Source organism: Sphingopyxis sp. (genome assembly GCF_035565275.1).
GTDB lineage: Bacteria > Pseudomonadota > Alphaproteobacteria > Sphingomonadales > Sphingomonadaceae > Sphingopyxis.
This window is the reverse complement of sequence record NZ_DATMST010000062.1, coordinates 1-22,299: the sequence shown is the minus strand read 5'-3', so window position 1 is coordinate 22,299 and position 22,299 is coordinate 1. Positions and strand designations below refer to the sequence as shown.

Sequence of the window (22,299 nt, the reverse complement as noted above, 5' to 3'; positions counted from 1 at the left end):
CCGTGCCCGCGCGCTCGTCGCGGCCGAACACCGCGACCTGTTCCGGCGCCCGCTGGTGCCCGCCGAGCTCGATCGCTTCGGTGCGATCATCCTCGACCCGCCGCGCGCGGGAGCCGAGGAGCAGGTGAAACAGCTCGCGGCGTCAAATGCGCCGGTCATTGCCTATGTCAGTTGCAACCCCGCAAGCTTCGCGCGCGATGCGAAGATGCTGATCGAAGGCGGCTATACGCTCGACTGGGTGCAGCCCGTCGGCCAGTTCCGCTGGTCGACCCATGTGGAGCTGGCGAGCAGGTTTTCGAGATAATCGTCGACCCCGCCTTCGCGGTGGCGATCGCCTGTCTCAATGCAGCACGAAACCCATGAAGGCGTGGATGCACAGCGCGAGCAGCGCAAGGCTTGCCAGCGCGAAGATGCCGAAGCGCCAGAGCACCCGGTTGACCGTCACCTGAACGAGGCTGTGGACGATGCGCAAGCCGACATAAGCCCAGGCGAGCTGCGCGTTGAGGCCGCCGCCCATGCCGCCGACCGCGAGCGCGAGCGCGACGGCGTAGAACACCGTGGGCTGTTCCATCAGATGGTTGTAGTTATGTGCCTTCCACTGCACTTCGGCAGGCAGCACGTCGTCAAGCCCGCGTCCGGTGGTGCCAACCAGATTCTTGGCATCGATCTTTGCGCGCTGCATCGCAGGGATGCGCGTCGCGTACATCCAGACCCACATCACCATCGACCAGAGCGCGAGCGTCGCAACGGGTCCCAATATTGCGTTTGTATCCATCTTCTTTCCCCCTCAACCCAAAGTAGCGATCACCGCGAGCAGCGACAGCGCGAACAGGCACAGCGTCGCCACCGAAAAGATCATGAAACGCACCGGGATGCGATTGACCGTCGACTGCCAAAGGCTGTGGACGATGCGCAGTACGACATAGGTCCAGGCAAGCCCGCGCGTCAGATCGGTGCTGCCGCCCGACAGGTGCAGGAAGATGATGACGGCGTAAAAGATCGTCGGCTGTTCGCACAGATGCGTATAATTATGCGATTTCCAGTTGGTGAGCGGCGGCAGCACGCCTTCCAGATCGGCACCGCGTCCGCCGGGCGGCGCGGCCTTCAGGTCGATACCGACCTTGGAAAAGGCCTTGAAACGGGTAACTCCGGCCCAGACCAGCATCACCAGCGTCCACAGGACGAGCACCGCGCCGGGCGCAAGCAGGCTTTCAGACATTTGGCTTCCCCCTTTTATCCTGAGGCGATGCTAGGGTGCGCCCCCGACATTGCAACCGGCGAAGTTCAGCGCCGCAGTTCCCCCCGGATCGCATCGCCGTCGCCATCGACCCGCGGCGCGAAACCGAGGTCGCGGGGTGGCATGGCGCCATATTTCACCGGCGGCTGCATTTCGTGGAAGGCGCCGACATCGGGATGCGTGCGATGGCGGAAAAAACCTGTGGCCGACAGATGCGGATCGTCCCTGATATCCTGAAGATCGCGGACGGCCATCGCGGGAATATCATGTGCGGCGAACAGCGCGAGCCATTCGGCTGTCGTCTTCGCTGGCGTCTTGCGGGCGATTTCGCTGTAGACGAGCGGCATGTGCTGCCCCTTTGCCTTGGCGGCCTCGAACCCGGGGGTTTCGGTTAGCCCGTCGCTGCCGAGCAGATGCATCAGCCGTGCGGTCGATTCGGGCGTGTAGGGGACGATCGCCAGATAGCCGTCGCGGGTCGGGAAGGGCTGGCGTGTCGGATCGAGTTGGCGCGGATAACCCGCGGGTCCGATCGGCGGGTCGAGCGCGTCGTCGCGCAGATGCTCGACGAGCATGAACGAGGTGAAGCATTCGAACATCGGCACCTGAACCTCTTGCCCGTCGCCGGTTCTGAACTTGTGGACGAGCGCGGCGAGGATCGCCTGCGCGCCGAACTGGCCCGCGACCTTGTCGGCGATCAATGACGGGAAATAGCGCGGGCGCGGATCGCCATCGACGCGCGGCAGCAGGCTGGTCGTCCCGCTAGCCGCCTGGATGACGTCGTCATACGCCTGCAGGTCGGCGTAGGGGCCGTCCTGTCCGAAGCCGGTGCCATGGACATAGATAATGTCGGGCTTGATCGCGCGACATCCTTCATAGTCGAAGCCAAGCCGCGCGATCGCCTTGCCGCGGACGTTGTGGAAAAAGACGTCGGCGGTGGCAAGCAGGTCGCGCAGTGTTGCGGAATCCTCCGGATTTTTGAGATCGAGCGCGATCGATCGTTTTCCGCGATTCACGGTGAGGTGGATCGATCCCATCGTCGGGTCGGGAACGCCATTGCCGAGGTAGCGCGACACATCGCCGATCCCCGGCGTCTCGACCTTGATGACCTCGGCGCCCAGATCGGCGAGCATCTGCGTCGCATAGGGGCCGAAGATGACAGTCGTCAGATCGACGATACGAATGCCGGATAGCAAGGCGGCGCCACTCCCTCTCTGTTTCCTGGGGGAGAGGATAGAATGATTTCGAAGTGAAACGGAAGAGGGGATCGGTGGGCCGGAACTATTCGGCGGGCGACGGCTCGGCGCGGCCGGTCCCGGCGGCATAGGCGGCCGAAATACGGCGATAGGATCGCGATCCGAACGCGACGAGCGTCAGCGCGACCCCGAGCAGGCCGGCGATGGTGAAAACCAGCGCCATGCCGCGTTCGGGTCCGCGGCCGTACCAGTCGCCGATCGCGTCGGCGCCCGCGCCATCGGTCATGAACGGCACGAAGACGAACTGCGTCAACGGTGCGATGAGGAAGGCGGTAAGGGGCGAGGCCGACTGTTCGACCGACTGGGCGAAACCGAAGACGCGCCCCTGCCGCTCGAACGGCACGACCTTTTGCAGCGTCGTCTGCTCGGCCGCCTCGGCATAAGGGCCGAGGAACATCCAGATGAAGCAGCCGATCGCAAGCAGGATGATCGACGACTGGACGGTGAACACCGCCGCAATGGACCAGGTGACGAGGTTGACGAGAAGCAGGGTGCGCACCGGGTTCGCACCAAGGCCGGTGCGCGCGATCAGCGCGCCGCTGAGGATGAAGGCGCTCGACGTCACCGCCCACAGCAGCCCCCATTGCTCGACCTTCATCAGCGACAGGCCATAGGCGTCCATCAGCGCCATGAAGACCCCGCCGAGCAGGTTGTTGAACGAGGCGAACAGGATCAGCGCGAACAGGCCCGGAATGCCGAGCACGACGCGAAAGGTCCCGGCGAGGTCGATACGCGGCGCGGCGTCATGCGCCCCGGTATCACGCGGCTCGTCGACATGGACGAAGAGCAGGTGGACGATGGCTGCGATGGAAAGGGCGATAGCGAAGGCCAGCGTTGCGACCATCCCGCCCCACGCGACGAGGAAACCGCTGATCGCCGACGTCGTGAGGAAGCCTATTCCGCTGACCATCCCGACAAGGCCGTTCGCCTTGTCGCGGCGGTCCTCGGGCACCAGCAGCGTTACGAGCGTCGGGAGCGCGATCATCCGGATATTGCCGACGATCACGGCGAACATCGAGACGAGGATGAAGAGCCAGAGCGCGACGCTTCGCACCTCGGCGCCGCGGATAGCGGGATCGAGCAAATAGCCGCCGAGCGCGACGATATAGAGGATCAGCGAGGCGATGCTCGAGACCAGCATCATGTTGCGCTTGCCATGATGATCGACGAGGCTGCCAAACCAGATGCCCAGCATCGCCGTCAGTACCAGATAGATGCCCGCGATCATCCCTGTCGCGAACACCGACTGCGTTTCGAGAAACGTCCAGAAGGTCAGCGCGAACCACACCGTGAAATTGGTGATGTTGGCGATCAGATTATTGGCAAGAAGATGATGGAAGGACTGCATGGGCGCGGCAATCTAGCAGCGCCTTTCGATCTGGCCATTCCAAATTTGCGCGACCCTCCAGCGGTCTAGATCGCTCCCGTAAGCGCCGCGAGGCTGCGCAGGCGCGCATGGTTGCGGCGGTAGAACGTCCATTGCCTGACGCGCTTCGCGGTCACCAGATCGCTGCGCTGCAGGACGCGCATATGCTCGCTGAGCGTCGATGCATTGATACCGAGCTTTTCGGCGATCGACTGGCCGCAGACGCCGTCGTCGATCAGGTCGCCATCCCTCTGCGGCGGAAAATGCGCGGCGGGGTCTTTCAGCCAGGCCAGGATCTGGAGGCGGCGTTCGTTGCCCAGCGCGCGGAACAGGTCGGCATCGGTCATATTGTTAATTTGCCAATTAACGAACTATATGTCAACGCGGAGGCGCCAATCGAACGGAGTCCCGCCATGTCCCTGCTGCCCTTTTCCACCGTCGACGTGTTTACCCGAACCCGGTTCGGCGGAAATCCGCTGGCCGTTGTAACCGGCGGCGAAAGCCTGTCCGACGCCGTGATGCAGGCGGTGGCGGCAGAGTTCAACCTGAGCGAGACAACCTTCGTCCTGCCGCCCGTCGATACGCGGCACACGGCGCGCGTGCGCATCTTCAACCGCACCGAGGAAATGGCGTTCGCCGGCCATCCCATGGTCGGAACGGCGTTCGTCCTTGCCGCTGCCGATCCTGGCCTGACGACCGCGACATTCGAAGTTCCCGCCGGGATTGTCGAGATCGAGGTAGTGCGGAATGCCGGGGGCGATCCGGTCGGCGCCACGGTCGCCGCGCCGCAGCCGCTCAGCCTCGGCGAGACCGTTGCGCCCGAAGTGGTCGCCGGCATGTTGCGACTCGCGCCCGGCGATATTGTCGTAACGACACATCCACCGATCGTCGCATCGGTCGGCAACCCTTACGTCATCGCCGAGGTGGAAGAGGCGGCGCTGTCCCGCTGCGATCCCGATCTGGCGGCATTCCGCGACGCGCTGGCGGCGCGCCCGCAGTTCGGTACGCGGCTGTCGGTCCATGTCTATAGCAGGCAGGGACGTACACTGCGCGCGCGCATGTTCGCACCGCTTGCGGGAACGTGGGAAGATCCGGCGACGGGCAGCGCGAATGCACCGCTCGCCTGCCTGCTCCTGTCGTTCGAGTCCGCGAGCGACGAAGCGCGGTTCGAAATCCACCAAGGCGTCGAAATGGGGCGGCCGAGCCTGCTTGACGTCACCGCGCGCCGGACACCCGACGGCATTTGCGCCACGCTGCGCGGGACATGCGTTCCGGTGATGCGGGGCGAGATCGACTGCCGCTGAACCATCCCTATCTGAAGAGGAGCCGGCGCAGGCCGGCCCCCGGTATTCAGAACAGCTTGGTTACCGTCGCGCTGCGGCGTTCCTGCTCGACTTCGCCCGTGTAGAGGCTGATCATCGGTTCGTCGCTGACGACATGGGTCTCGTCGGCACCGAAACCGTTGAACTTGGTGCGCATCGCGCAGCCATAGGCACCGAGCATGCCGATTTCGATGAAATCGCCGGCCTTGATATCGGCGGGCAGGAAGAAGGGTCCTGCCATATGGTCGAGATCGTCGCAGGTCGGGCCATAGAAGCTGAACGGCACCATCTCGGCTTCGCTGTCGGCGTCGCGTTGCAACGAGACCGGAAAGCGCCAGCCGACATGCGCGGCGTCGAACAGCGCGCCATAAGCGCCATCGTTGATGTACAGTTCCTCGCCGCGGCGCTTTTCGACGCGCACGATCAGCGAGCTGTACTCGGCCGACAGCGCGCGGCCGGGTTCGCACCAGAGCTCGGCCGAATAGCTGATAGGCAGGCTTTCGAAGCTGCGATGGATCGTGTCGAAATAGGCGTCGAGCGGCGGCGGCTCCATGCCCGGGTAGGACGAGGGGAAGCCTCCGCCGACATCGATGATGTCGACCGTGACCGACGCCGCGACGATCGCGGCACGGACGCGCTCCATCGCCTGCGCATAGGCATGCGGCGTCATTGCCTGACTGCCGACGTGGAAGCAGATACCGAGCGCGTCGGCGGCCTGACGGGTCGCCATCAGCAACTCGACCACTTCGTCGGCCTCGGCGCCGAACTTGGCGGCAAGGCTGAGCTTCGAATGATCGGACGAGACGCGGAGGCGCACGAGCAGGTTCAGATCCTGCGCGCCCTCGGTCGCACGGACGATCTTTTCGAGTTCGTCCATCGTGTCGAGCGAGAAGGTACGCACGCCATGCTTCCAATAGGCTTCGGAAATCGCTTCCTCGGCCTTCACCGGATGCATGAAGCAGAGCGTCGCTTCGGGAAGGGTTCGCGAGACGAGGCGTACCTCGGCGATCGAGGCGACGTCATAATGGGTGACGCCCGAATCCCACAGCACGCGCAGCAGATCGGGCGACGGATTCGCCTTGACCGCATACATGGTCGTGCCGGGAAATCGCTCGATGAAGAAACGCGCTGCGCGCCGCGCGGCGTGCGGGCGGACAAGCGTGACAGGTTCGACCGGCGAAAGTGCCTGAATCAGCCCGTGGGCGCTATGATGCTGGTGCAACTCAAGGGACCCCCAAAAATAACGTTAAACATCCAAGGCTGCCTTGCGGTTATTGGAAGTCCCCCTGGGGCAGCGGAGGGCGATATATGCAGGGGGGTCCCCCCTGTAAAGACCCTATCGCGTAATTTTGTAACAGTGCGGTAATAGTGGAGCCGAACCGGGGCCGGTGTGCGCCAAACCGCGCGAATGCGAGACAAAGCCCCGTCACCCCGCTAGGGATGGCGGATCGCCAAATCCGAAAAGGACCTCCTCGCCATGGTGTCGCGCGCCGACGTAAATCACAATTTCTCCGACGCGGAACTCGAAGAGCTGGCGGCGTTCGGCACAATCGAGTCGCACAGGGCGGGCGATCTGCTGGTCGAAGAGGGCGCGATGGCGCCCGATTGCATCGTCACCCTGTCGGGGCATACCGATATTTTCGCGTCGACCGACGAGGGGCGCAAGCGCGTCGGCTGGATGGAGCACGGGCAGTTTGCAGGCGATCTGTCGGTGCTCACGGGCCAGCGGCATCTGTCGCGGGTGGAAATGGGCGCCGACGGCGACATATTGCGCATCGCGCATGCCGATTTCCAGCGGCTGATCGCGGGCAACAGCCACTATTCGGACATTTTCATCCGCGTGCTGTCGGCGCGGCGCGAGTTCAGCAAGCATCGCGGCTTTGCGGTAACGATCGTGATCGGTGCGGCGATGGACCGCAGCGTCTATGCGCTGCGCGACCTGCTGATGAAGCATGGTGTGGCGCATCGCTGGTTCGACCCTGCCGACGGACCCGTCGCCGCGCACCTGCTCGCCGAGCGCGGGCTGACCGCGGACCAGCTGCCGGTGGCGATTCTCGGCGCCGCGGACGTGCTGATCCAGCCGACGCCCGAACAGCTTGCCGCGGGGCTGGGGCTCGACCTGCTTCCCGACGGTGCGACCGCCGATGTCCTCATCGTGGGCAGCGGCCCGGGCGGGCTGGCGGCGGCAGTCTATGCCGCGTCCGAAGGGCTGACGGTCATCGCGCTCGATTCGCTCGCGCCCGGCGGACAGGCGGGGACCTCGTCGAAGATCGAGAATTACCTCGGCTTCCCGACCGGCATTTCGGGGAACGAGCTGGCACGCCGGGCAACGGTGCAGGCGCAGAAATTCGGCGCGCGGCTGGTTTCGCCGGTACGGGCGGCATCGATCAACCGCGACGGTGACGCCTATTGCCTGCATCTCGCCGACGGGCGGAAGCTGCGCAGCCGCGCGGTCGTCGTCGCGAGCGGTGCGAAATACCAGAGCCTGCCGATCGAGGGTATCGAGGCCTATGAAGGTCGCGGCATCTATTATGGCGCGACACCGATGGAGGCGCAGCTGTGCAGCGATGCCGAGGTGACGATCGTCGGATCAGGCAATTCGGCGGGGCAGGGCGCGATCTATCTCGCGAGCGTCGCAAAGAAGGTTTACGTCATTTTCCGGCGGTCGAGCCTGCGCGAGACGATGTCCGAATATCTGGTCAAGCGGCTGGAAGAACATCCGAACATCGAGATCATTCCGTCGACCGACGTCATCGCGCTGCACGGCGAGGACCGGCTTGCCGGCCTGACCTATCGGTGCCGCGAGACCGGCGCAGAGGATCATTGCGATTGCGGTTTCCTGTTCCTCTTTCTTGGCGCCAGCCCGAACACGACCTGGCTGCCCAAGGAAATGGTATGCGACGATCGCGGTTTCGTGAAAACGGGCGCCGACATCGCGCCGCTCGAACTGGTCAAGGCGGGCTGGTCGCTCGACCGCATGCCGAGCCGCTTCGAGACGAGCTGGCCGCGTATCTATGCGGTCGGCGACGTGCGCAAGGGATCGGTCAAGCGCGTCGCTTCGTCGGTCGGCGAGGGGTCGGTCGTGGTGAGCGACATCCATCAGGCGCTGGCGGAACTCACCCCAGCCGCGTCTTGAAATCCTCGTAACCGAACTCGCGGATCAGTTTCAGCGCGTCGCTCTCGCTGTCCCACAGCCAGATCGAAGGTAGGGGCACGCCGTTGAAGGTGTTCGTCTTGACCATCGAATAATGCGCCTGGTCGAGGAAGGCGAAGCGCTGACCGATGCGCGCGCCGCCGGGCAGGCGATAGTCGCCGATCACGTCGCCTGCGAGGCACGACGGGCCGCCGAGCCGCATCGGCATGCCTTCGCTGCCCTCGTCGAGCATCGCGGGACGGTAGGGCGCCTCGATCACGTCGGGCATGTGGCAGGTCGCCGAAATGTCGGTGATGCCGATCGGCATGCCATTGTCGAACAGGTCGAGGACTTCGCCGACGAGGATGCCCGCGTCGAGCGCGATCGCCTCGCCGGGTTCGATCATCACGTCGCAGTCGGTTGCCGCGCGCACCTGCTTCAGGAAAGCGATCAGGTCGTCGACCTGATAGTCGGCGCGGGTGACATGGTGGCCGCCGCCGAAGTTGATCCACTTGAGCTGGTTGAAGAACGGGCGCAGCATCGGCTGTACCGCGTTCCATGTGCGCTGGAGCGGCGGGAAATCCTGCTCGCACAGGCTGTGCATATGCACGCCGTCCACGCCCTCCATATGTTCGGGCAACAACTGGCTGACCGGGAAGCCGAGGCGGCTGCACGGCGCCGCGGGGTCGTATTTCGCGACCTCGCCCTCGCTGTGCATCGGGTTGATGCGCAGGCCGATATCGAAGCTTTCGCCCTTCGCCCGCAATTTGTCGAGCAGCGGGCGAAAGCGCGTGATCTGCCCCGGCGAGTTGAATATCAGATGGTCGGAGAGTGCCGCGATCTCGGGCAGGTCGGCTTCCTTGTAGCCCGCGCAATAGGTCGCGACTTCGCCGCCATATTCGCCGCGCCCGAGTCTGGCTTCGTAAAGGCCCGAGGCGCAGACGCCGTCGAGATATTCGGCAACCACCGGCCCCAGCGACCACATCGAAAACGCCTTGAGCGCAGCGAGCACGCGTGCGCCCGACTGGTCGCCGATATGGCGCAGCAGCGCGAGGTTCGCGCGCACCTTCGCGGCATCGACAACGAAGGCGGGCGAGGGGACGCGGGTCAGGTCGAAGCGGGCAAAGGCTCCGGGATCGCCGGCACGGGTTTCCATGTCGCTATTTGCTTTCTTTCAGACCGCTATCGGTCCCTTGAAGATGAAAAACGCCCCCGCCGCGATCAGACCGAAGCCGACGAGATGGTTCACCGTCAGCTTCTCACCGAGCCAGAAGACCGCGAACCCGGCGAATATGATCAGCGTGATCACTTCTTGCAAGGTCTTGAGTTCAGCCGCGCTGTAGACGCCGTAACCGATGCGGTTTGCGGGGATGACGAGGCAATATTCGAAAAAGGCGATACCCCAGGCGATCAGCACCGCAAGCCACACCGGCCGCGACACCGCACCGAGTTGCCCGTACCATGCGAAGGTCATGAAGATATTCGAGACGAACAGCAGCCCGATCGGCGCCAGATAAGCGGTCATGTCAGGGTTTATCCTAGTCTTTCGTCAGCGGCAGCACATCGGTGAGCAGTGCGGCAAAGAAATGCCCCGGCTCTTCGACCATCGGCATATGCGCCGAATGTTCGAGCCAGACGAGCTTCTTCGAGGGTGCCTTGACCTGTCCGAACCACCGGGCAGCCACCGGCGAAGGGACGGTATAATCATGCCGCCCGAGCAGGAAGACGACCGGGACGTCCATCTTGCGAACGGGGGTGAAACTGACGTCGGCGAGGCGCGGCCAGAGCGTCGTCACCGAAAATTCGCTGCCCTTGCCCCATGCCTGCCGGTCGGCCTCGGTGTATTCCGGGGAAAGGCGCGGTGTCTGGAAATAATATTTGAGATCGGGCTTGTTGTAGATGAGCGACCCGTAGGGGATCGCATATTTCCGCCATCCGTCGGCCTTGGCGATGGTGAATTCGCCCTGCGGATAAGGGGCAAGCGCATCAATCGCAGCCACGGCCCCGGCGTTGCCGGCGGCGAGCGCTTTGGCTCTCGTCCACGCCATGCCAGCCTTTTCGCCTTCGCGAAAATCGATGCCCTGTCCGACGCCGACATAGGCATAAAGCAGGTCGGGACGCTTCACCGCGACCGACAGCCCGACGATCGAGCCCCAGCTGTGTCCCATCAACACGACCTTGCGCTTTCCATAGCGCTTTTTGAGCAGTTCGATCAGCTCGATGGCATCGTCGCGATAGCGTTCGGGGGTCATCGTAGGCGCCAGCGTCGCGGGGTCGTTCAACGGATAGCTGCGTCCCGCGCCACGCTGGTCGTACTGGACGACGGTGAAGACATCTTCCCACGGCCGCTGGAACGCCCAGGCGAAGGGCATTTCTACCGCGCCGGGTCCGCCGTGGACGAAGATAAGGATCGGGTTGTCGCGGTCCGAGCCTCGGACGTTCACGACTTGCCGCGCGCCGCCGAGTGTAACTTCGAACGTTTCCTGCACGCCGTTCGGCGTGACGATCTTGCCGATATCGGCAACGATCGCGCGCGCCGGTGCGTAGGCGTCATCGGTTTGAGCCGCTGCAGGTGCGGCGAAAGCAGCAAGCAAGGCGAGCGCCGCAATTCGCAATTTCATTCGGGAACCCTTTCGTCATTCCCGCAAAAGCGGGAATCCAGTTCCGTCGTGGCTACCGGGTTCCCGCGTTCACGGAAATGACGAAAGATGTAAAACCGGTCAGAAATCCAGCGGACCGTCCAGTTCCTTCACCTGCCAGGGCAGGCCGTGTTTGTTCAGCATGTCCATGAAGGGATCGGGATCCATCTGCTCCATGTTGAACACCCCGTCACCGCTCCACGTGCCGGTGACCATCATCGCGGCGCCGATCATCGCGGGCACGCCGGTCGTGTAGCTGACCGCCTGATTGCCCGTTTCGGCGAATGCCTCTTCATGATCGCAGATGTTATAGAGATAGAGCGTCTTTTCCGTCCCGTCCTTGGCCAGACCGGTCGCGATGACGCCGATGTTGGTCTTGCCCTTGGTCGTCTCGCCGAGGCTCGACGGTTCGGGCAGCACGGCCTTCAGGAACTGGAGTGGAACGATCTCGCGGCCTTCGTAGATGACGGGATCAATCCGCGTCATGCCGACATTCTGCAGCACGGTGAGGTGCGTGAGATACGCCTCGCCGAAGGTCATCCAGAAGCGGATGCGCTTGATCTCGGGCAAATGCGTTTTCAGGCTTTCGATTTCCTCATGATACATGAGGTACATCGTCTTTTCGCCCACCGCTTCGAAGTCGAACTTTTGCTTCACCGACATCGGCGGGGTTTCGACCCAGTCGCCATTTTCCCAATGGCGCGCGACCGCGGTCACTTCGCGGATATTGATCTCGGGGTTGAAGTTGGTCGCGAAATGCTGGCCATGGTCGCCGCCGTTGCAATCGAGAATGTCGAGCGTGTCAATCCGGTCGAAATGATGCTTCTTGAGCCAGGTCGTGAAGACGCTGGTGACGCCGGGGTCGAAGCCCGAGCCGAGCAGCGCCATCAGTCCGGCATCCCTGAAGCGGTCCTGATACGCCCACTGCCAGTGATATTCGAACTTCGCTTCGTCGCGCGGTTCGTAATTGGCGGTGTCCATATAATGTGCGCCGGTCGACAGGCACGCCTCCATGATCGTGAGATCCTGATAGGGAAGCGCGAGGTTGACGACATGCGTCGCGCCGATCGAGCGGATCAGCGCCGCGGTCGCGTCGATATGGTCGGCGTCGACCTCGGCAGTCTTGATCGTGACGCCGGTGCGGGTCTTCACCGATTCGGCGATCGCGTCGCACTTGAACTTGCGGCGGCTTGCCAGCGTAATGTCGGGGAAGATGTCGGGATTCATCGCCATCTTGTGCACCGCGACCGAACCCACGCCGCCGGCGCCGATCACCAGAACCTTGCTCATCAAAATCTCCTGTCGCGGCCTTTGCCGCCTTGTCTTGTATGGCCGGCCCTATAGGACGAAGCCATGACAGAACAAAGCCCCGATCCCTTGCTCGATCCCAACCGCGCACCGACGCTGGCGGGTGTCGAACGCGCCGCGGCGAAAGTCGCTGCATTGCTTCCGCAAACGCCGCTCTTGCCGCTGGAGGTCGACGGCAAAACGATCTGGTGCAAGGCTGAATGCCTGCAGCCCGTCGGGGCGTTCAAGATCCGCGGCGCCTGGCACCGGCTGACCGACCTCACGCCCGAACAGGCGGCGGCGGGGGTGGTCGGCGTGTCGAGCGGCAATCATGCGCAGGGCGTCGCGTGGGCGGCAAAGCGGCTGGGCATCGCCGCCGCGATCGTGATGCCGAGCAATGCGCCGGCGATGAAGCTCGCGGCGACGCGCGCGCTGGGCGCCGAGGTCGTGCTCTACGACCGCGTGACCGAATCGCGCGATGCCGTTGCGGCGAAACTGCTCGAAGAGCGCGGCGGCATGCTCGTCCACGCTTATGGCGATCCGTGGATCATCGAAGGACAGGGGAGCGCCGGGATCGAGGCGCGCGCACAGATGAACGCGCGAGGGATCGCCGGTCCCGACAAGGTGGTTGCGTGTTGCGGTGGCGGCGGGCTGTCAGCGGGGCTTGCGCTTGCGTGCCCCGACGCCGAAATCGTCGCGGTCGAGCCAGAGGGCTGGGACGATGTGACGCGGAGCCTTGCTGCGGGCGAAATCCTGTCGGTAAAGGACATGGCCTATCCGACCGAGTGCGACGCGCTCCAGACCCCCGAGACATGGCCGATCAACTTCGCGGTGCTGCAGGCGCGCGGCGTGCGCGGCGTCGCGGTGACGCGCGAGGAAGTTCGCCATGCGATGCGCATCGCGTTTGAAAAACTGCACCTCGTCGTCGAGCCGGGCGGGGCGGCGGCGCTCGCGGCGGTGCTGGCGGGCAAGGTCGAGCCGGGGGACGCGACGCTCGTCACCCTGTCGGGCGGTAATGTCGACCCGAAGCGTTATGCGGAGATACTGGCGGGATAAGCGGAAACTTATCCTTGCGCATGCGTTTGGACGGGGAAGGAGAAGCAAGATGCAGAAGAGCGTATTTTTTGCCGGCGCCGTGGCACTGGTGCTGCTGACCGGCTGCGAAAAGGCCGAGGCACCCGCGCCCGCCGATACGACGACGACCGAGGTGCCGGTCGAGACCGTCCCGACCGAAACACCCGCCGCCGAAGACCCGGCCACCGCACCGCATCGCTTTGCCAGCTGGGCGGGGAAATGGACGGGGGTCGAGGGCATGTATGTCACGATCACCACCGCCGAGCCCGGAAAATACAAGCTGGAAATGCAGTCCGACCTCGACACCAAGGGGACCTATGACGGCAACGACAGCGAACATGGCATCAAATTCAAGCGTGGTAACGAAGAGCTGAGCCTGCGCCGCGGCAACGGCGACGAAACCGGCCTTAAATATCTGGCCGGCAAGAAGGAATGCCTGATCGTCAAGGAAGGCGAAGGCTACTGTCGCGATTGACCCGATCCGGCGGCGCGGCTTTTTTCGCCGTGTCGCCGGATTGTCATCGAACCGGCACGGGAATCGCACGAAAGCCTGTCATGGGCGGCCCGGATCAACCTAATCCGGGAAACCCATTCGCATGGCCAGCCAATCCAATCGCAAGATCGCCGCCGCCGTCGTTCGCGAGAATGGCGAACAGAAACAACGCCTGCTCGACCGCGCTTTTGCGCTGGCGTTCAAGGGGCTCGTCTACGCCCAGATATGGGAAGACCCGGTCGTCGACATGGAAGCGCTGGCGATCGCCCCGGGCAACCGGATCGCGACGATCGCGAGCGGCGGCTGCAACGTCTTTTCCTACCTGGTCGCCGACCCGGCAGAGATCGTCGCGGTTGACCTCAACACCGCGCATGTCGCGCTCAACAATCTGAAGCGGGTCGCGATCCAGCGATTGCCGGATCATGACAGCCTTCGACGCTTCTTTGCCGATGCCGACGACAATCTGAACATCGCCGATTATCATGCCTTCGTCGCTCCGCATCTCGACGAGACGAGCCGGCGCTACTGGGAAGGCCGCGACTTGGCCGGGCGCCGCCGCATCGGCGGTTTCGCGCACGGGCTCTACAAGCGCGGGCTGCTCGGCAGTTTCATCGGACTCGCGCATCTCGTCGCGCGGATGCACCGCATCGATCCCAGGCAGTTCCTCGAAGCGAAGACGGTCGCAGAGCAGCGCGTGATCTTCGAGGCGAAGTTCGCGCCCTTCTTCGACCGCAAATTCATCCGCTGGATCACCGACCAGCGCTCGTCGCTGTTCGGGCTCGGCATTCCGCCGGCGCAATATGACGCGCTGGCCGGCGGCCGGCCGATGGCCGACGTGCTGCGCGGGCGGCTCGAAAAACTCGCGTGCGACTTTCCGCTCGAAGACAATTATTTCGCATGGCAGGCGTTCGGGCGCGGTTATGGCAAGGGTGCGGCGGTCCCGTTGCCGCCCTATCTTCTCGCGCCGAACTACCACGCGGTGAAGGAGCGCGCCGGGCGGGTGACGATGCTGCACGCGAACATGACCGACATGCTTGCCGCCGCCGATACCGCCAGTTTCGATCGCTATGTCTTCCTCGACGCACAGGACTGGATGAGCGATGCGCAGTTGACCGCGCTGTGGCGCGAAGTGACGCGTACCGCGCGCGCCGGCGCGCGCGTCCTGTTCCGCACTGCCGCCGAACCGAGCCTGCTCCCCGGACGCCTGCCCGCTGAACTGCTGGGTCGCTGGGATTATCGCCGGGAGGCCTCGCTCGACTACACCCGTCGCGATCGTTCGGCGATTTACGGCGGGGTCCACCTTTATGTCCTGAAGGATTGAGGCATGCGCACGGGGGAGGGGCATGCCGCGCTGATGGACGGCGTTTATCGCGGCCAGCGTCATATCTATGACCTGACGCGCAAATATTACCTGCTCGGGCGCGACCGGCTGATCGACGAGCTCGCGCCGCCGGTCGGCGGGAAGGTGCTGGAAGTCGGTTGCGGAACCGGGCGCAACCTGATCGCAGCCGCGCGGTGCTGGCCCGGCGCGCGCTTTTACGGCATCGACATCTCGGAAGAGATGCTGAAGACCGCGCGCGCATCGATCGCCCGTGCCGGGCTGGAAAGAAGGGTGCGGGTGGCGCAGGGAGACGCGACGGGTTTCGACCCGAATGCGCTGTTCCGTGCCGAGAGCTTCGATCGCATCTTTCAAAGCTATACCCTGTCGATGATCCCCGACTGGCAAGGCGCAATGCGCGAGGCGGTGCGCCATCTGTCGGCGCAGGGCGCGCTGCACATCGTCGATTTCGGCCAGCAGGAAGGGATGCCGCCATGGTTTCGCGCGGCGCTGTTCGGCTGGCTGGCCCGCTTTCACGTCGCGCCGCGGGCGCTGCTGATCGAAGCCGCGCGCGAGGTCGCGAATGACGCCGGGGGACGGCTGTCCGCGACGCGCCTCTATCGCGGCTACGCCTGGTCGCTGCGGCTCGACAAGCGGCCTCGCTGACGCTTGCAAGCCGTCGCGGCTTCTGCTCCTCTCCGAGGCGGAGGCCCGATGACCGATATGATCCTGCCGGCCAAGCCAGCCGACCTGCCGCACGTCATCGAAACGCTGGCGCAGGCGTTCCAGACCGACCCCGCGCTGTCGTGGATCGTGCCCGATCCCGACCATCGTTCCCGCGCGCTGCGCGGCCTGTTCCGGGTGCTGGCGCCGGCCGATGCGCGCGTCGGCGTCGCGCTTCGTTCTACGGAGGACGAAGCGGCGGCGCTCTGGCGCGCGCCGGGTCGGGCGCATAGTGGCGGGATCGAGTTCCTGCGCACGGTCATTCCGCTCGTCGCGACGTTCGGTGGCGCGCTGCCGCGCGGATTGAAGGTGCAGGCCGGCATTGACGCGCATCGGCCCAAGGGCCGTTTCTGGTATCTCCACTATGTCGGCGTGCGGCCCGGGTATCAGGGCAAGGGCCATGGCGGGCGGATCATTCGCGCACAAACCGAAGTCGCCGATGTCGAAGGCCTGCCGTGCTGGCTGGAGACCGCAACGGCGGAGAATGTGCCGCTGTACGAGCGACTGGGTTTCGTTACCCAAATCGAATGGGACGTGCCGGGCGGCGGGCCGCATTTCTGGGGGATGACGCGCGCGGCGCGGTGAATGGCATGATCAGGACGCCGGCCGCATTGCGCTGAAGGAAAAGTCGATGTCGACCCCGGCGGCGATCGCGTCGGTCGCTGCCCATTCGCCCTGGCCGACCCCGAACGCGGTGCGGTCGATGCGCGCCGTGCCGGCAACCCGCGCCTTGTCGCCGTCGATGCGCAGCGTGAAGCGCAAGGTCGCGGGCTTGCTGACTCCGCGCAGGTCGAGCGAGCCGCGCGCCTCGTAACGATCGCCGCCAAGATGGCGGACGTCGCGCGCGGTGAAGGTCGCGTTCGGATGCGCGCTGGTGTCGAAGAAATCGCTGCTTTTCAGCGAATCGTCGCGCTGCCCGTCGCCGGTGTCGGCCGAAGCAAGATCGACGGTCACGCGAATGTCCGATTTGGCGAGCTCGTCGGGGCTGAAGCGGATCGCGGCGCGCCAGCGGCTGAAGCGGCCGTCGACCGCCTCGTCGTTCCAGCGCGCGGTGAAGCCGAGCCGCCCGCCGGAAGCGACCGTCCAGTCGGCGAGCGGCTGGCTGGTTTCGTCTGGCCCGGCCTCGGCCTCGTCGGTCTCGGTAGCTTTCTCTTCCAATGCGACCGGAGTCGCCGGTGGCGTCGAGGTGGCGGCCAGCCGGGGGGCGGGCTTTTCCGCGGCGGACCGACCCTTGTCGGGATAAGCCATATTGCCGGCGGCAAATGCTGCAAGAACGAGCGCCAGTGCGCCGATCGCCGCGCCCGCGGCCTTGCCGCGCGCGAAAGGGATCATCCGCTGCAGCTCGGGCTTGCCGAGCAGCCACTGATGGCGGAGCGCCCCCGCGATATGGAGCAGGAACAGCCCGATCGCGAGCCACGCCATGGCGCCGTGGATGCTCTCGGCCGGCTCGTGCCAGCCATGGCCGACGGGCAAGTGCGGCCAGGGGAGGATGCCGTAGAGCAGGGTGGGGACCTGAACCCTTGCGGTCGAAACGAGCAGCCAGCCCGTGACGGGGCCAAGTATCATCACGAGGTAGAAAAGCCAGTGAACGGTGCCCGCGAGCGCGCGCGTCCATGCCGGGCCTTCGGATGCGGGCGGACGGGGAGCCCACAGGCGCACCGCCAGCCGGGCGAGACTGAGCAGCAGGATCGTGATGCCGATCGACTTGTGAAGCTGATAGCGCGCGAACAGTTCGGGTGTGTTGTTCCCTTCGAGCGCCCAACCGAGCGCGATCTGGAACGCGAGAAGCAGGGCGATCAGCCAGTGGAGCGTGATGGCGGTGTAGCTATAACGCTGTGTGGGCATGATAATCCTTGTCGATCCGGTGCGCCGATTCGCGGCCACCTTATCGGATCATCGGGCACCGTGTCAGTCGTCGAAGCCGATAAAGCGTGTTGCCTCGGCCACGCTCTTGCGGTTCGACACTACCGCATTTGCCGGAAAGTCCGCGTCGGGCCAGCCCATTGCGACGCAGATCATGATGACCTGATCGTCGGGGATGCGCGCATGTTCGCGGACGACGGGGCTTTGCATGATGCCCTGACTGTTGATCACGCAGCCGAGCCCGCGCGACCAGGCGGCGTTGACCAGCGCGTTGGTGACCGCGCCGCAGTCGAACGGCGCGATGTCGCTGCCGAGAAGGACGCGGTCATAGGTGACGACGATGCTGACCGGCGCGTCGAACTGACGGAAACCGCGCAGCACCCAGTCCTGCCGCGCATCCTTGTCGTCGCGGGCGATGCCCATCGCGCCGAACAATTGCTTGGCGATCTCGATCTGGCGGCTGCGATGGTCGTCGGCGATGCCGTCGAAGCGGCGAAATTCGCGGCTGTCGGGCTTGCCCGCGAGGATGCCGTCGGTGTTGCCCTGGCGGATTGCCGCGAGCGGTGCGCCGGTGACGACCGAGAAATTCCAGCACTGGTTGTTGAACGACGAGGGCGCGCGCATCGCGACGTCGAGGATTTCGGCGATCAGCGCCTTGGGTACGGGTTTGTCGAGGAAGCCGCGGATCGAGCGGCGTCCGACGACAACATCATCGTAACCGGGCGTACCGTTCACGCGGCCTTCTGAAGCTGCAGTTCGAGCCGGTCCCAGATTTCGACGAGCGCTTCGGTCAGCTCGCGCATCATCGCCTCGTCATGCGCCGGACCGGGGGTGAAGCGCAGGCGTTCGGTGCCGCGCGGCACGGTCGGGAAATTGATCGGCTGAACGTAAACGCCATATTCGGCGAGCAATATATCGCTGATCTTCTTGGCGCGCACGGGGTCGCCGACCATCAGCGGGACGATGTGGGTGGTCGAATCCATCACCGGCAGGCCGGCATCGCGGAAGCACTGCTTGAGGTAAGCGGCGGCTTCCTGCTGCGCGTCACGCTCGACGCTCGATGCCTTGAGGTGGCGCACGCTGGCAAGCACGCCCGCGACGAGCACCGGCGACAGGCTGGTGGTGAAGATGAAGCCCGGCGCGTAAGAGCGGATCACATCGACAATATTCTTGTCGGCGGCGATATAGCCGCCCATCACGCCGAACGCCTTGCCCAGCGTGCCTTCGATGATCGTGATGCGGCTCGCGGCTTCGTCGCGATCGCTGATGCCGCCGCCGCGCGGGCCGTACATGCCGACGGCATGGACTTCGTCGCAATAGGTGAGCGCGTTATATTTATCAGCCAGGTCGCAGATCGCGTGGATCGGGGCGACGTCGCCGTCCATCGAATAGACGCTTTCGAACGCGATCAGCTTGGCCGCGTCGGGGTCGTCGGCAGCGAGCAGTTCCTCGAGATGCTCGAGGTCGTTGTGGCGCCACACGCGCTTTTCGCAGCCGGAATTGCGGATGCCCGCGATCATCGAGGCGTGGTTGAGCTCGTCCGAATAGATGATGCAGTTCGGGAGCAGCTTGCCGAGCGTGCCGAGCGTCGCTTCGTTCGAGATATAGCCCGAGGTGAAGAGCAGCGCGCCTTCCTTGCCGTGCAGGTCGGCGAGTTCATGCTCGAGGTCGACGTGATAGTGCGTGTTGCCGCCGATGTTGCGCGTGCCGCCCGATCCGGCGCCGACGTCGTGCAGCGCCTCTTCCATCGCGGCGATGACCTTGGGGTGCTGGCCCATGGCGAGATAGTCGTTCGAACACCAGACGGTGATCGGCTTCGGTCCATTATGGCCGGCAAAGCAGCGCGCGTTCGGAAAAGCGCCCTTGTTCCGCAGGATATCGATGAAGACGCGGTAGCGTCCTTCTTCGTGCAGCCGGTCGATGGCGCGTGCGAAAATATCGTTGTAGTTCACGTATCAGCCCCGCAGTCAGGTGCCAGTTCAAAGCCTCGGCGCCGCTCCCCCGGCGGCTATTAACAGGCGGGCCAATAACGCCGAATGCGGCGGAAGGCCAGTGCGAACGATTCGCAGCTATTGGGCAAATTGTCCTATCTTAGCCGCGGCCGGTCGTTTCCTGTGATCGACAGCACCGCTGCGTTGACGCAAGGCGGCTAAGCTGCGAACCGGACCCGAACGAAAGGAAATATCGATATGCGTCTTGCCATGACTGCCATTCTGTCGATCACCGCGGGGGTGTCTGTATCGATCCCGGCTCCCGCGGCGGCGCCCGCGCCGTTCGAGGGCGCATGGATGTCTTGCGAGACATATCAGGGTGCCGAAATCTGCGATTATACGGTGCTGGCGCAGCGCGGCGACCGCGTGTGCGGCGTCCAGCGCTATTTCGCAACCAATGCCTATTATGAACAGCGGTTCGTCGGAACGGTGAAAGCAAACGTCGCGCATATCGAGAAAATCTGCGGGGATCCGGGGTCGGAGACCGACACCTATTGCGCGGGCCGTGCGCCCGAAGGCGCTGAAAAGGTAGGCTGGGGAGCGTCGGACGAAAAGCTGTTCCTGTGCAACGGGAAATTGCTCGGCGCGTCGGGTGACGACGCTGCCAGCTGCGCGGGGAAGACGGGAGTGCCCCGCGTGCGCGAGCTGGGCGCCGAGGGACCCGAACCCGGCGAGCGCGCCTGGCTGGCCGCGTGCGCGCGCGGTTCCGAATAGGCGTCCGCTAGATCGTTTCGATGCGGCCGATGCCGTAAGGCGCGAGCGCGGCGAGGGGCGGCGGTGCGTGGTCCTCGCTGCGCGTGAAGACCGCGACGCCCGGTGATACCTCGGCGGGCCAGCGCTGGCCCGCGGTCAAATGAGCGATACGCCGGGCGATTCCTGCGGCGCCATCGATCAGCCGGATGTCCGGGCCGATGGCGGCCTGCAGTTCGTCTTGCAGCAGCGGGAAATGGGTGCAGGCGAGGACGACCACGTCCATTGCGTCGCCGCCGGGCTGGTCGCGAAGGCCCGCGATCGCGCGCGCGACGACCGCGGGATCGACCGCTTCCCCGTGCAGCTTCGCCTCCGCGGCGGTAACGAGCTCCGGACTGCCTTGGCGGAGCACGGTCTTTCCGTCCGCGAAACGCGCACTCAGATCGTCGACATAGGGCTGGCGTACCGTCGCTTCGGTGCCGAGCACGCCGATGACGCCGCTGCGGGTGATCTCGGCGGCGGGCTTGATCGCGGGAACGGTGCCGACGATTGGCAGGTCGAGTGCGGCGCGGACGTGGGAAAGCGCGATCGTCGACGCCGTGTTGCACGCGATCACCGCGAGGCGCGGCTGATATCGTTCGACAAGGCGGCCCAGCAACGCGGGAACGCGCGCCGCCAGCTCCTCGTTGCTCTTTCTGCCATAGGGCAGTCCCGCATAATCGGCGGCATAGACGATCGGCGCGGTCGGCAGCAGTGCGCGCGTCGGCCCCAGGACCGTGAGGCCGCCTAGGCCGCTGTCGAAGAAGAGGATGGGGGCGTCGGGGGGCGGGGCGTGCATGGATGCCGCCTAGCAGGCCGGGGCAAGGGCTATCAAATCCATTTTGGTGCCCATCGCGTCCGAATCCGTTGATTGCTTCCCCGAACATCGCCACACTGGCCCCGAACGGAGCGGGGAGTGCCATGACGATATTTTTGCTGATCGCCGGCGGCTATCTCCTCGGCTCGATTCCCTTCGGCGTCATCCTGACCCGCCTGTTCGGCGCGGGCGATCTCCGCCAGATCGGGTCGGGCAACATCGGCGCCACCAATGTGCTGCGCACCGGGCGCAAGGAACTCGCCGCAGCGACGCTGATCCTCGACGGTGCGAAGGGCGCGGTGGCGGTGCTGCTCGCACGGCATTTCGTATCCGAGCTCGGCGACCACGCCGCGATGATCGCGGGGGCGGCGGCGATGATCGGTCATTGCTATCCCGTGTGGCTGAAATTCCGGGGCGGGAAGGGCGTTGCGACCTTGCTTGGGCTGGCGCTCGCGCTCGCTTGGCCGATCGGATTGGTCTTCGCTGTGGTATGGCTCGGCACGGTGCTGCTGCTGCGCATCTCCTCCCTCGGCGGGATGCTCGGCGCGATCTCGGCGCCCCTCGCGGCGCTGGCCTTCGGCCATACGGTTTATGCGATCGGCCTCGCGGCGCTCGCGATGATCGTGCTGTGGCGGCACCGCGAGAATATCGCCCGGTTGCGGGCGGGAACCGAACCGCGCATCGGCGGAAAGAAAGAAACGGCGTGACCCACGCCGAACGGCTGGCGCGGCTGCGACTGATCCGTACGCCGCACGTCGGACCGGTCAGTTGGCACCAGCTGATGTTGCGCTTCGGATCGGGTGAAGCGGCGCTCGATGCGCTGCCCGACCTGGTGCTGCGCGGCGGCGCGGGAAAAGCCCGCATCGCCCCCACCGACATCGCCGAGCGCGAGCTGGATCGCGCGGCCGCACTGGGCGCGCGGCATGTGTTCAGTGACGAGAACGAGTATTCGCCGATGCTGCGCGAGGTCGAGGGCGCACCGCCGGTGGTCGTCGTACGCGGCGACACTGCCATGCTGCGCCGTCCGTGCGTCGCGATCGTCGGCGCGCGCAAC

24 protein-coding genes and 1 pseudogene are annotated in these 22,299 nt (G+C 64.9%); 11 read left to right on the top strand and 14 right to left on the bottom strand.

Annotated elements, in window-relative coordinates; genetic code table 11:
* Nucleotides 1–304 (top strand): annotated as a pseudogene (locus VN047_RS04510) (class I SAM-dependent RNA methyltransferase); the annotation flags it as partial.
* 36 nt (nucleotides 305–340) lie between these two features.
* Here the strand turns inward: VN047_RS04510 and VN047_RS04505 are convergent.
* The 5 genes from VN047_RS04505 to VN047_RS04485 form a co-directional block, all read right to left on the bottom strand.
* Complete coding sequence (locus tag VN047_RS04505; protein ID WP_325540454.1) at nucleotides 341–775, bottom strand: MAPEG family protein; 435 nt, start codon at nucleotides 773–775, stop codon at nucleotides 341–343.
* Nucleotides 776–787: 12 nt separating this feature from the next.
* Nucleotides 788–1,219 carry an MAPEG family protein gene (locus tag VN047_RS04500; RefSeq protein WP_325540452.1) on the bottom strand — a complete coding sequence of 144 codons (432 nt, stop codon included), beginning with the start codon at nucleotides 1,217–1,219 and terminating at the stop codon, nucleotides 788–790.
* Between the two features lie 65 nt (nucleotides 1,220–1,284).
* Nucleotides 1,285–2,430, bottom strand: coding sequence for a CoA transferase (locus VN047_RS04495; RefSeq protein WP_325540450.1), 1,146 nt, complete (start codon nucleotides 2,428–2,430; stop codon nucleotides 1,285–1,287).
* Nucleotides 2,431–2,515: 85 nt separating this feature from the next.
* The gene (locus VN047_RS04490; protein ID WP_325540448.1) at nucleotides 2,516–3,838 is read right to left on the bottom strand and encodes an MFS transporter; all 1,323 of its coding nucleotides are present in this window, start codon (nucleotides 3,836–3,838) and stop codon (nucleotides 2,516–2,518) included.
* 65 nt (nucleotides 3,839–3,903) lie between these two features.
* Nucleotides 3,904–4,203 (bottom strand): metalloregulator ArsR/SmtB family transcription factor, encoded by a 300-nt coding sequence (locus tag VN047_RS04485; protein ID WP_325540446.1) that lies wholly within the window; start codon nucleotides 4,201–4,203, stop codon nucleotides 3,904–3,906.
* Between the two features lie 66 nt (nucleotides 4,204–4,269).
* Here VN047_RS04485 and VN047_RS04480 point away from each other — a divergent pair, with 66 nt between their 5' ends.
* Nucleotides 4,270–5,160: a PhzF family phenazine biosynthesis protein gene (locus tag VN047_RS04480; protein WP_325540444.1), complete on the top strand. Its 891-nt coding sequence runs from the start codon at nucleotides 4,270–4,272 to the stop codon at nucleotides 5,158–5,160.
* A gap of 46 nt (nucleotides 5,161–5,206) precedes the next feature.
* On the opposite strand, the gene VN047_RS04475 is transcribed toward VN047_RS04480, so the two are convergent.
* Nucleotides 5,207–6,400 (bottom strand): type III PLP-dependent enzyme, encoded by a 1,194-nt coding sequence (locus tag VN047_RS04475; protein WP_325540442.1) that lies wholly within the window; start codon nucleotides 6,398–6,400, stop codon nucleotides 5,207–5,209.
* Nucleotides 6,401–6,655: 255 nt separating this feature from the next.
* On the opposite strand from VN047_RS04475, the gene VN047_RS04470 reads away from it, so the two are divergent.
* Nucleotides 6,656–8,314, top strand: coding sequence for an FAD-dependent oxidoreductase (locus VN047_RS04470; protein WP_325540440.1), 1,659 nt, complete (start codon nucleotides 6,656–6,658; stop codon nucleotides 8,312–8,314).
* Here the strand turns inward: VN047_RS04470 and VN047_RS04465 are convergent.
* The 4 genes from VN047_RS04465 to VN047_RS04450 form a co-directional block, all read right to left on the bottom strand.
* Nucleotides 8,295–9,467 carry a carboxynorspermidine decarboxylase gene (locus VN047_RS04465; protein WP_325540438.1) on the bottom strand — a complete coding sequence of 391 codons (1,173 nt, stop codon included), beginning with the start codon at nucleotides 9,465–9,467 and terminating at the stop codon, nucleotides 8,295–8,297. The genes VN047_RS04470 and VN047_RS04465 overlap by 20 nt on opposite strands.
* An 18-nt stretch (nucleotides 9,468–9,485) precedes the next feature.
* The gene (locus VN047_RS04460) at nucleotides 9,486–9,836 is read right to left on the bottom strand and encodes a DMT family protein (RefSeq protein ID WP_179496390.1); all 351 of its coding nucleotides are present in this window, start codon (nucleotides 9,834–9,836) and stop codon (nucleotides 9,486–9,488) included.
* A gap of 13 nt (nucleotides 9,837–9,849) precedes the next feature.
* A complete protein-coding gene (locus VN047_RS04455; protein ID WP_325540433.1) occupies nucleotides 9,850–10,932 on the bottom strand; it encodes an alpha/beta hydrolase in 1,083 nt (360 codons plus the stop codon).
* 99 nt (nucleotides 10,933–11,031) lie between these two features.
* Nucleotides 11,032–12,240, bottom strand: a complete 1,209-nt coding sequence (locus VN047_RS04450; protein ID WP_325540431.1) for a saccharopine dehydrogenase family protein — start codon at nucleotides 12,238–12,240, stop codon at nucleotides 11,032–11,034.
* A 63-nt stretch (nucleotides 12,241–12,303) separates the two neighbouring features.
* Here VN047_RS04450 and VN047_RS04445 point away from each other — a divergent pair, with 63 nt between their 5' ends.
* The 5 genes from VN047_RS04445 to VN047_RS04425 all read left to right on the top strand — a co-directional run bounded on the left by VN047_RS04445 (nucleotide 12,304) and on the right by VN047_RS04425 (nucleotide 16,430).
* Nucleotides 12,304–13,293: a threonine ammonia-lyase gene (locus tag VN047_RS04445; RefSeq protein ID WP_325540429.1), complete on the top strand. Its 990-nt coding sequence runs from the start codon at nucleotides 12,304–12,306 to the stop codon at nucleotides 13,291–13,293.
* Nucleotides 13,294–13,342: 49 nt separating this feature from the next.
* Entirely contained in the window at nucleotides 13,343–13,786 is a 444-nt protein-coding gene (locus tag VN047_RS04440) for a hypothetical protein (protein ID WP_325540427.1), read from the top strand.
* A 121-nt stretch (nucleotides 13,787–13,907) separates the two neighbouring features.
* On the top strand, nucleotides 13,908–15,125 hold the full coding sequence (locus tag VN047_RS04435) for a DUF3419 family protein (RefSeq protein ID WP_325540424.1): 1,218 nt from the start codon (nucleotides 13,908–13,910) through the stop codon (nucleotides 15,123–15,125).
* 3 nt (nucleotides 15,126–15,128) lie between these two features.
* Nucleotides 15,129–15,788 (top strand): class I SAM-dependent methyltransferase, encoded by a 660-nt coding sequence (locus VN047_RS04430; protein ID WP_325540421.1) that lies wholly within the window; start codon nucleotides 15,129–15,131, stop codon nucleotides 15,786–15,788.
* A gap of 48 nt (nucleotides 15,789–15,836) precedes the next feature.
* Nucleotides 15,837–16,430, top strand: coding sequence for a GNAT family N-acetyltransferase (locus tag VN047_RS04425; RefSeq protein ID WP_325540419.1), 594 nt, complete (start codon nucleotides 15,837–15,839; stop codon nucleotides 16,428–16,430).
* Nucleotides 16,431–16,439: 9 nt separating this feature from the next.
* Here VN047_RS04425 and VN047_RS04420 read toward each other — a convergent pair whose 3' ends face one another.
* The 3 genes from VN047_RS04420 to hemA form a co-directional block, all read right to left on the bottom strand.
* Complete coding sequence (locus tag VN047_RS04420) at nucleotides 16,440–17,690, bottom strand: YceI family protein (protein WP_325540417.1); 1,251 nt, start codon at nucleotides 17,688–17,690, stop codon at nucleotides 16,440–16,442.
* A 63-nt stretch (nucleotides 17,691–17,753) separates the two neighbouring features.
* Entirely contained in the window at nucleotides 17,754–18,443 is a 690-nt protein-coding gene (locus VN047_RS04415; protein ID WP_325540415.1) for a nitroreductase family protein, read from the bottom strand.
* Entirely contained in the window at nucleotides 18,440–19,660 is a 1,221-nt protein-coding gene (hemA, locus tag VN047_RS04410) for a 5-aminolevulinate synthase (RefSeq protein WP_325540413.1), read from the bottom strand. The genes VN047_RS04415 and hemA overlap by 4 nt, the downstream gene beginning before the upstream one ends.
* A gap of 237 nt (nucleotides 19,661–19,897) precedes the next feature.
* On the opposite strand from hemA, the gene VN047_RS04405 reads away from it, so the two are divergent.
* Nucleotides 19,898–20,413, top strand: a complete 516-nt coding sequence (locus VN047_RS04405; protein ID WP_325540410.1) for a hypothetical protein — start codon at nucleotides 19,898–19,900, stop codon at nucleotides 20,411–20,413.
* Between the two features lie 7 nt (nucleotides 20,414–20,420).
* On the opposite strand, the gene murI is transcribed toward VN047_RS04405, so the two are convergent.
* Nucleotides 20,421–21,227: a glutamate racemase gene (gene murI / locus VN047_RS04400; RefSeq protein WP_325540408.1), complete on the bottom strand. Its 807-nt coding sequence runs from the start codon at nucleotides 21,225–21,227 to the stop codon at nucleotides 20,421–20,423.
* Nucleotides 21,228–21,349: 122 nt separating this feature from the next.
* Between murI and plsY the strand changes: the two genes are divergently transcribed.
* Nucleotides 21,350–21,952 carry a glycerol-3-phosphate 1-O-acyltransferase PlsY gene (plsY, locus tag VN047_RS04395; protein WP_325540406.1) on the top strand — a complete coding sequence of 201 codons (603 nt, stop codon included), beginning with the start codon at nucleotides 21,350–21,352 and terminating at the stop codon, nucleotides 21,950–21,952.
* Nucleotides 21,949–22,299, top strand: a 351-nt coding sequence (locus VN047_RS04390; RefSeq protein WP_325540404.1) for a DNA-processing protein DprA, incomplete at its 3' end; no start/stop codon positions are given. The genes plsY and VN047_RS04390, both read left to right, overlap by 4 nt.

Excerpts from the sequence above, each read along its gene's own strand:
- VN047_RS04505 (WP_325540454.1), bottom strand. The coding sequence starts at position 775 with ATGGATACAAACGCAATATTGGGACCCGTTGCGACGCTCGCGCTCTGG.
- VN047_RS04500 (WP_325540452.1), bottom strand. The coding sequence starts at position 1,219 with ATGTCTGAAAGCCTGCTTGCGCCCGGCGCGGTGCTCGTCCTGTGGACG.
- VN047_RS04490 (WP_325540448.1), bottom strand. The coding sequence starts at position 3,838 with ATGCAGTCCTTCCATCATCTTCTTGCCAATAATCTGATCGCCAACATC.
- VN047_RS04485 (WP_325540446.1), bottom strand. The coding sequence starts at position 4,203 with ATGACCGATGCCGACCTGTTCCGCGCGCTGGGCAACGAACGCCGCCTC.
- VN047_RS04480 (WP_325540444.1), top strand. The coding sequence starts at position 4,270 with ATGTCCCTGCTGCCCTTTTCCACCGTCGACGTGTTTACCCGAACCCGG.
- VN047_RS04470 (WP_325540440.1), top strand. The coding sequence starts at position 6,656 with ATGGTGTCGCGCGCCGACGTAAATCACAATTTCTCCGACGCGGAACTC.
- VN047_RS04465 (WP_325540438.1), bottom strand. The coding sequence starts at position 9,467 with ATGGAAACCCGTGCCGGCGATCCCGGAGCCTTTGCCCGCTTCGACCTG.
- VN047_RS04460 (WP_179496390.1), bottom strand. The coding sequence starts at position 9,836 with ATGACCGCTTATCTGGCGCCGATCGGGCTGCTGTTCGTCTCGAATATC.
- VN047_RS04455 (WP_325540433.1), bottom strand. The coding sequence starts at position 10,932 with ATGAAATTGCGAATTGCGGCGCTCGCCTTGCTTGCTGCTTTCGCCGCA.
- VN047_RS04450 (WP_325540431.1), bottom strand. The coding sequence starts at position 12,240 with ATGAGCAAGGTTCTGGTGATCGGCGCCGGCGGCGTGGGTTCGGTCGCG.
- VN047_RS04445 (WP_325540429.1), top strand. The coding sequence starts at position 12,304 with ATGACAGAACAAAGCCCCGATCCCTTGCTCGATCCCAACCGCGCACCG.
- VN047_RS04440 (WP_325540427.1), top strand. The coding sequence starts at position 13,343 with ATGCAGAAGAGCGTATTTTTTGCCGGCGCCGTGGCACTGGTGCTGCTG.
- VN047_RS04435 (WP_325540424.1), top strand. The coding sequence starts at position 13,908 with ATGGCCAGCCAATCCAATCGCAAGATCGCCGCCGCCGTCGTTCGCGAG.
- VN047_RS04430 (WP_325540421.1), top strand. The coding sequence starts at position 15,129 with ATGCGCACGGGGGAGGGGCATGCCGCGCTGATGGACGGCGTTTATCGC.
- VN047_RS04425 (WP_325540419.1), top strand. The coding sequence starts at position 15,837 with ATGACCGATATGATCCTGCCGGCCAAGCCAGCCGACCTGCCGCACGTC.
- VN047_RS04420 (WP_325540417.1), bottom strand. The coding sequence starts at position 17,690 with ATGCCCACACAGCGTTATAGCTACACCGCCATCACGCTCCACTGGCTG.
- VN047_RS04405 (WP_325540410.1), top strand. The coding sequence starts at position 19,898 with ATGCGTCTTGCCATGACTGCCATTCTGTCGATCACCGCGGGGGTGTCT.
- murI (WP_325540408.1), bottom strand. The coding sequence starts at position 21,227 with ATGCACGCCCCGCCCCCCGACGCCCCCATCCTCTTCTTCGACAGCGGC.
- plsY (WP_325540406.1), top strand. The coding sequence starts at position 21,350 with ATGACGATATTTTTGCTGATCGCCGGCGGCTATCTCCTCGGCTCGATT.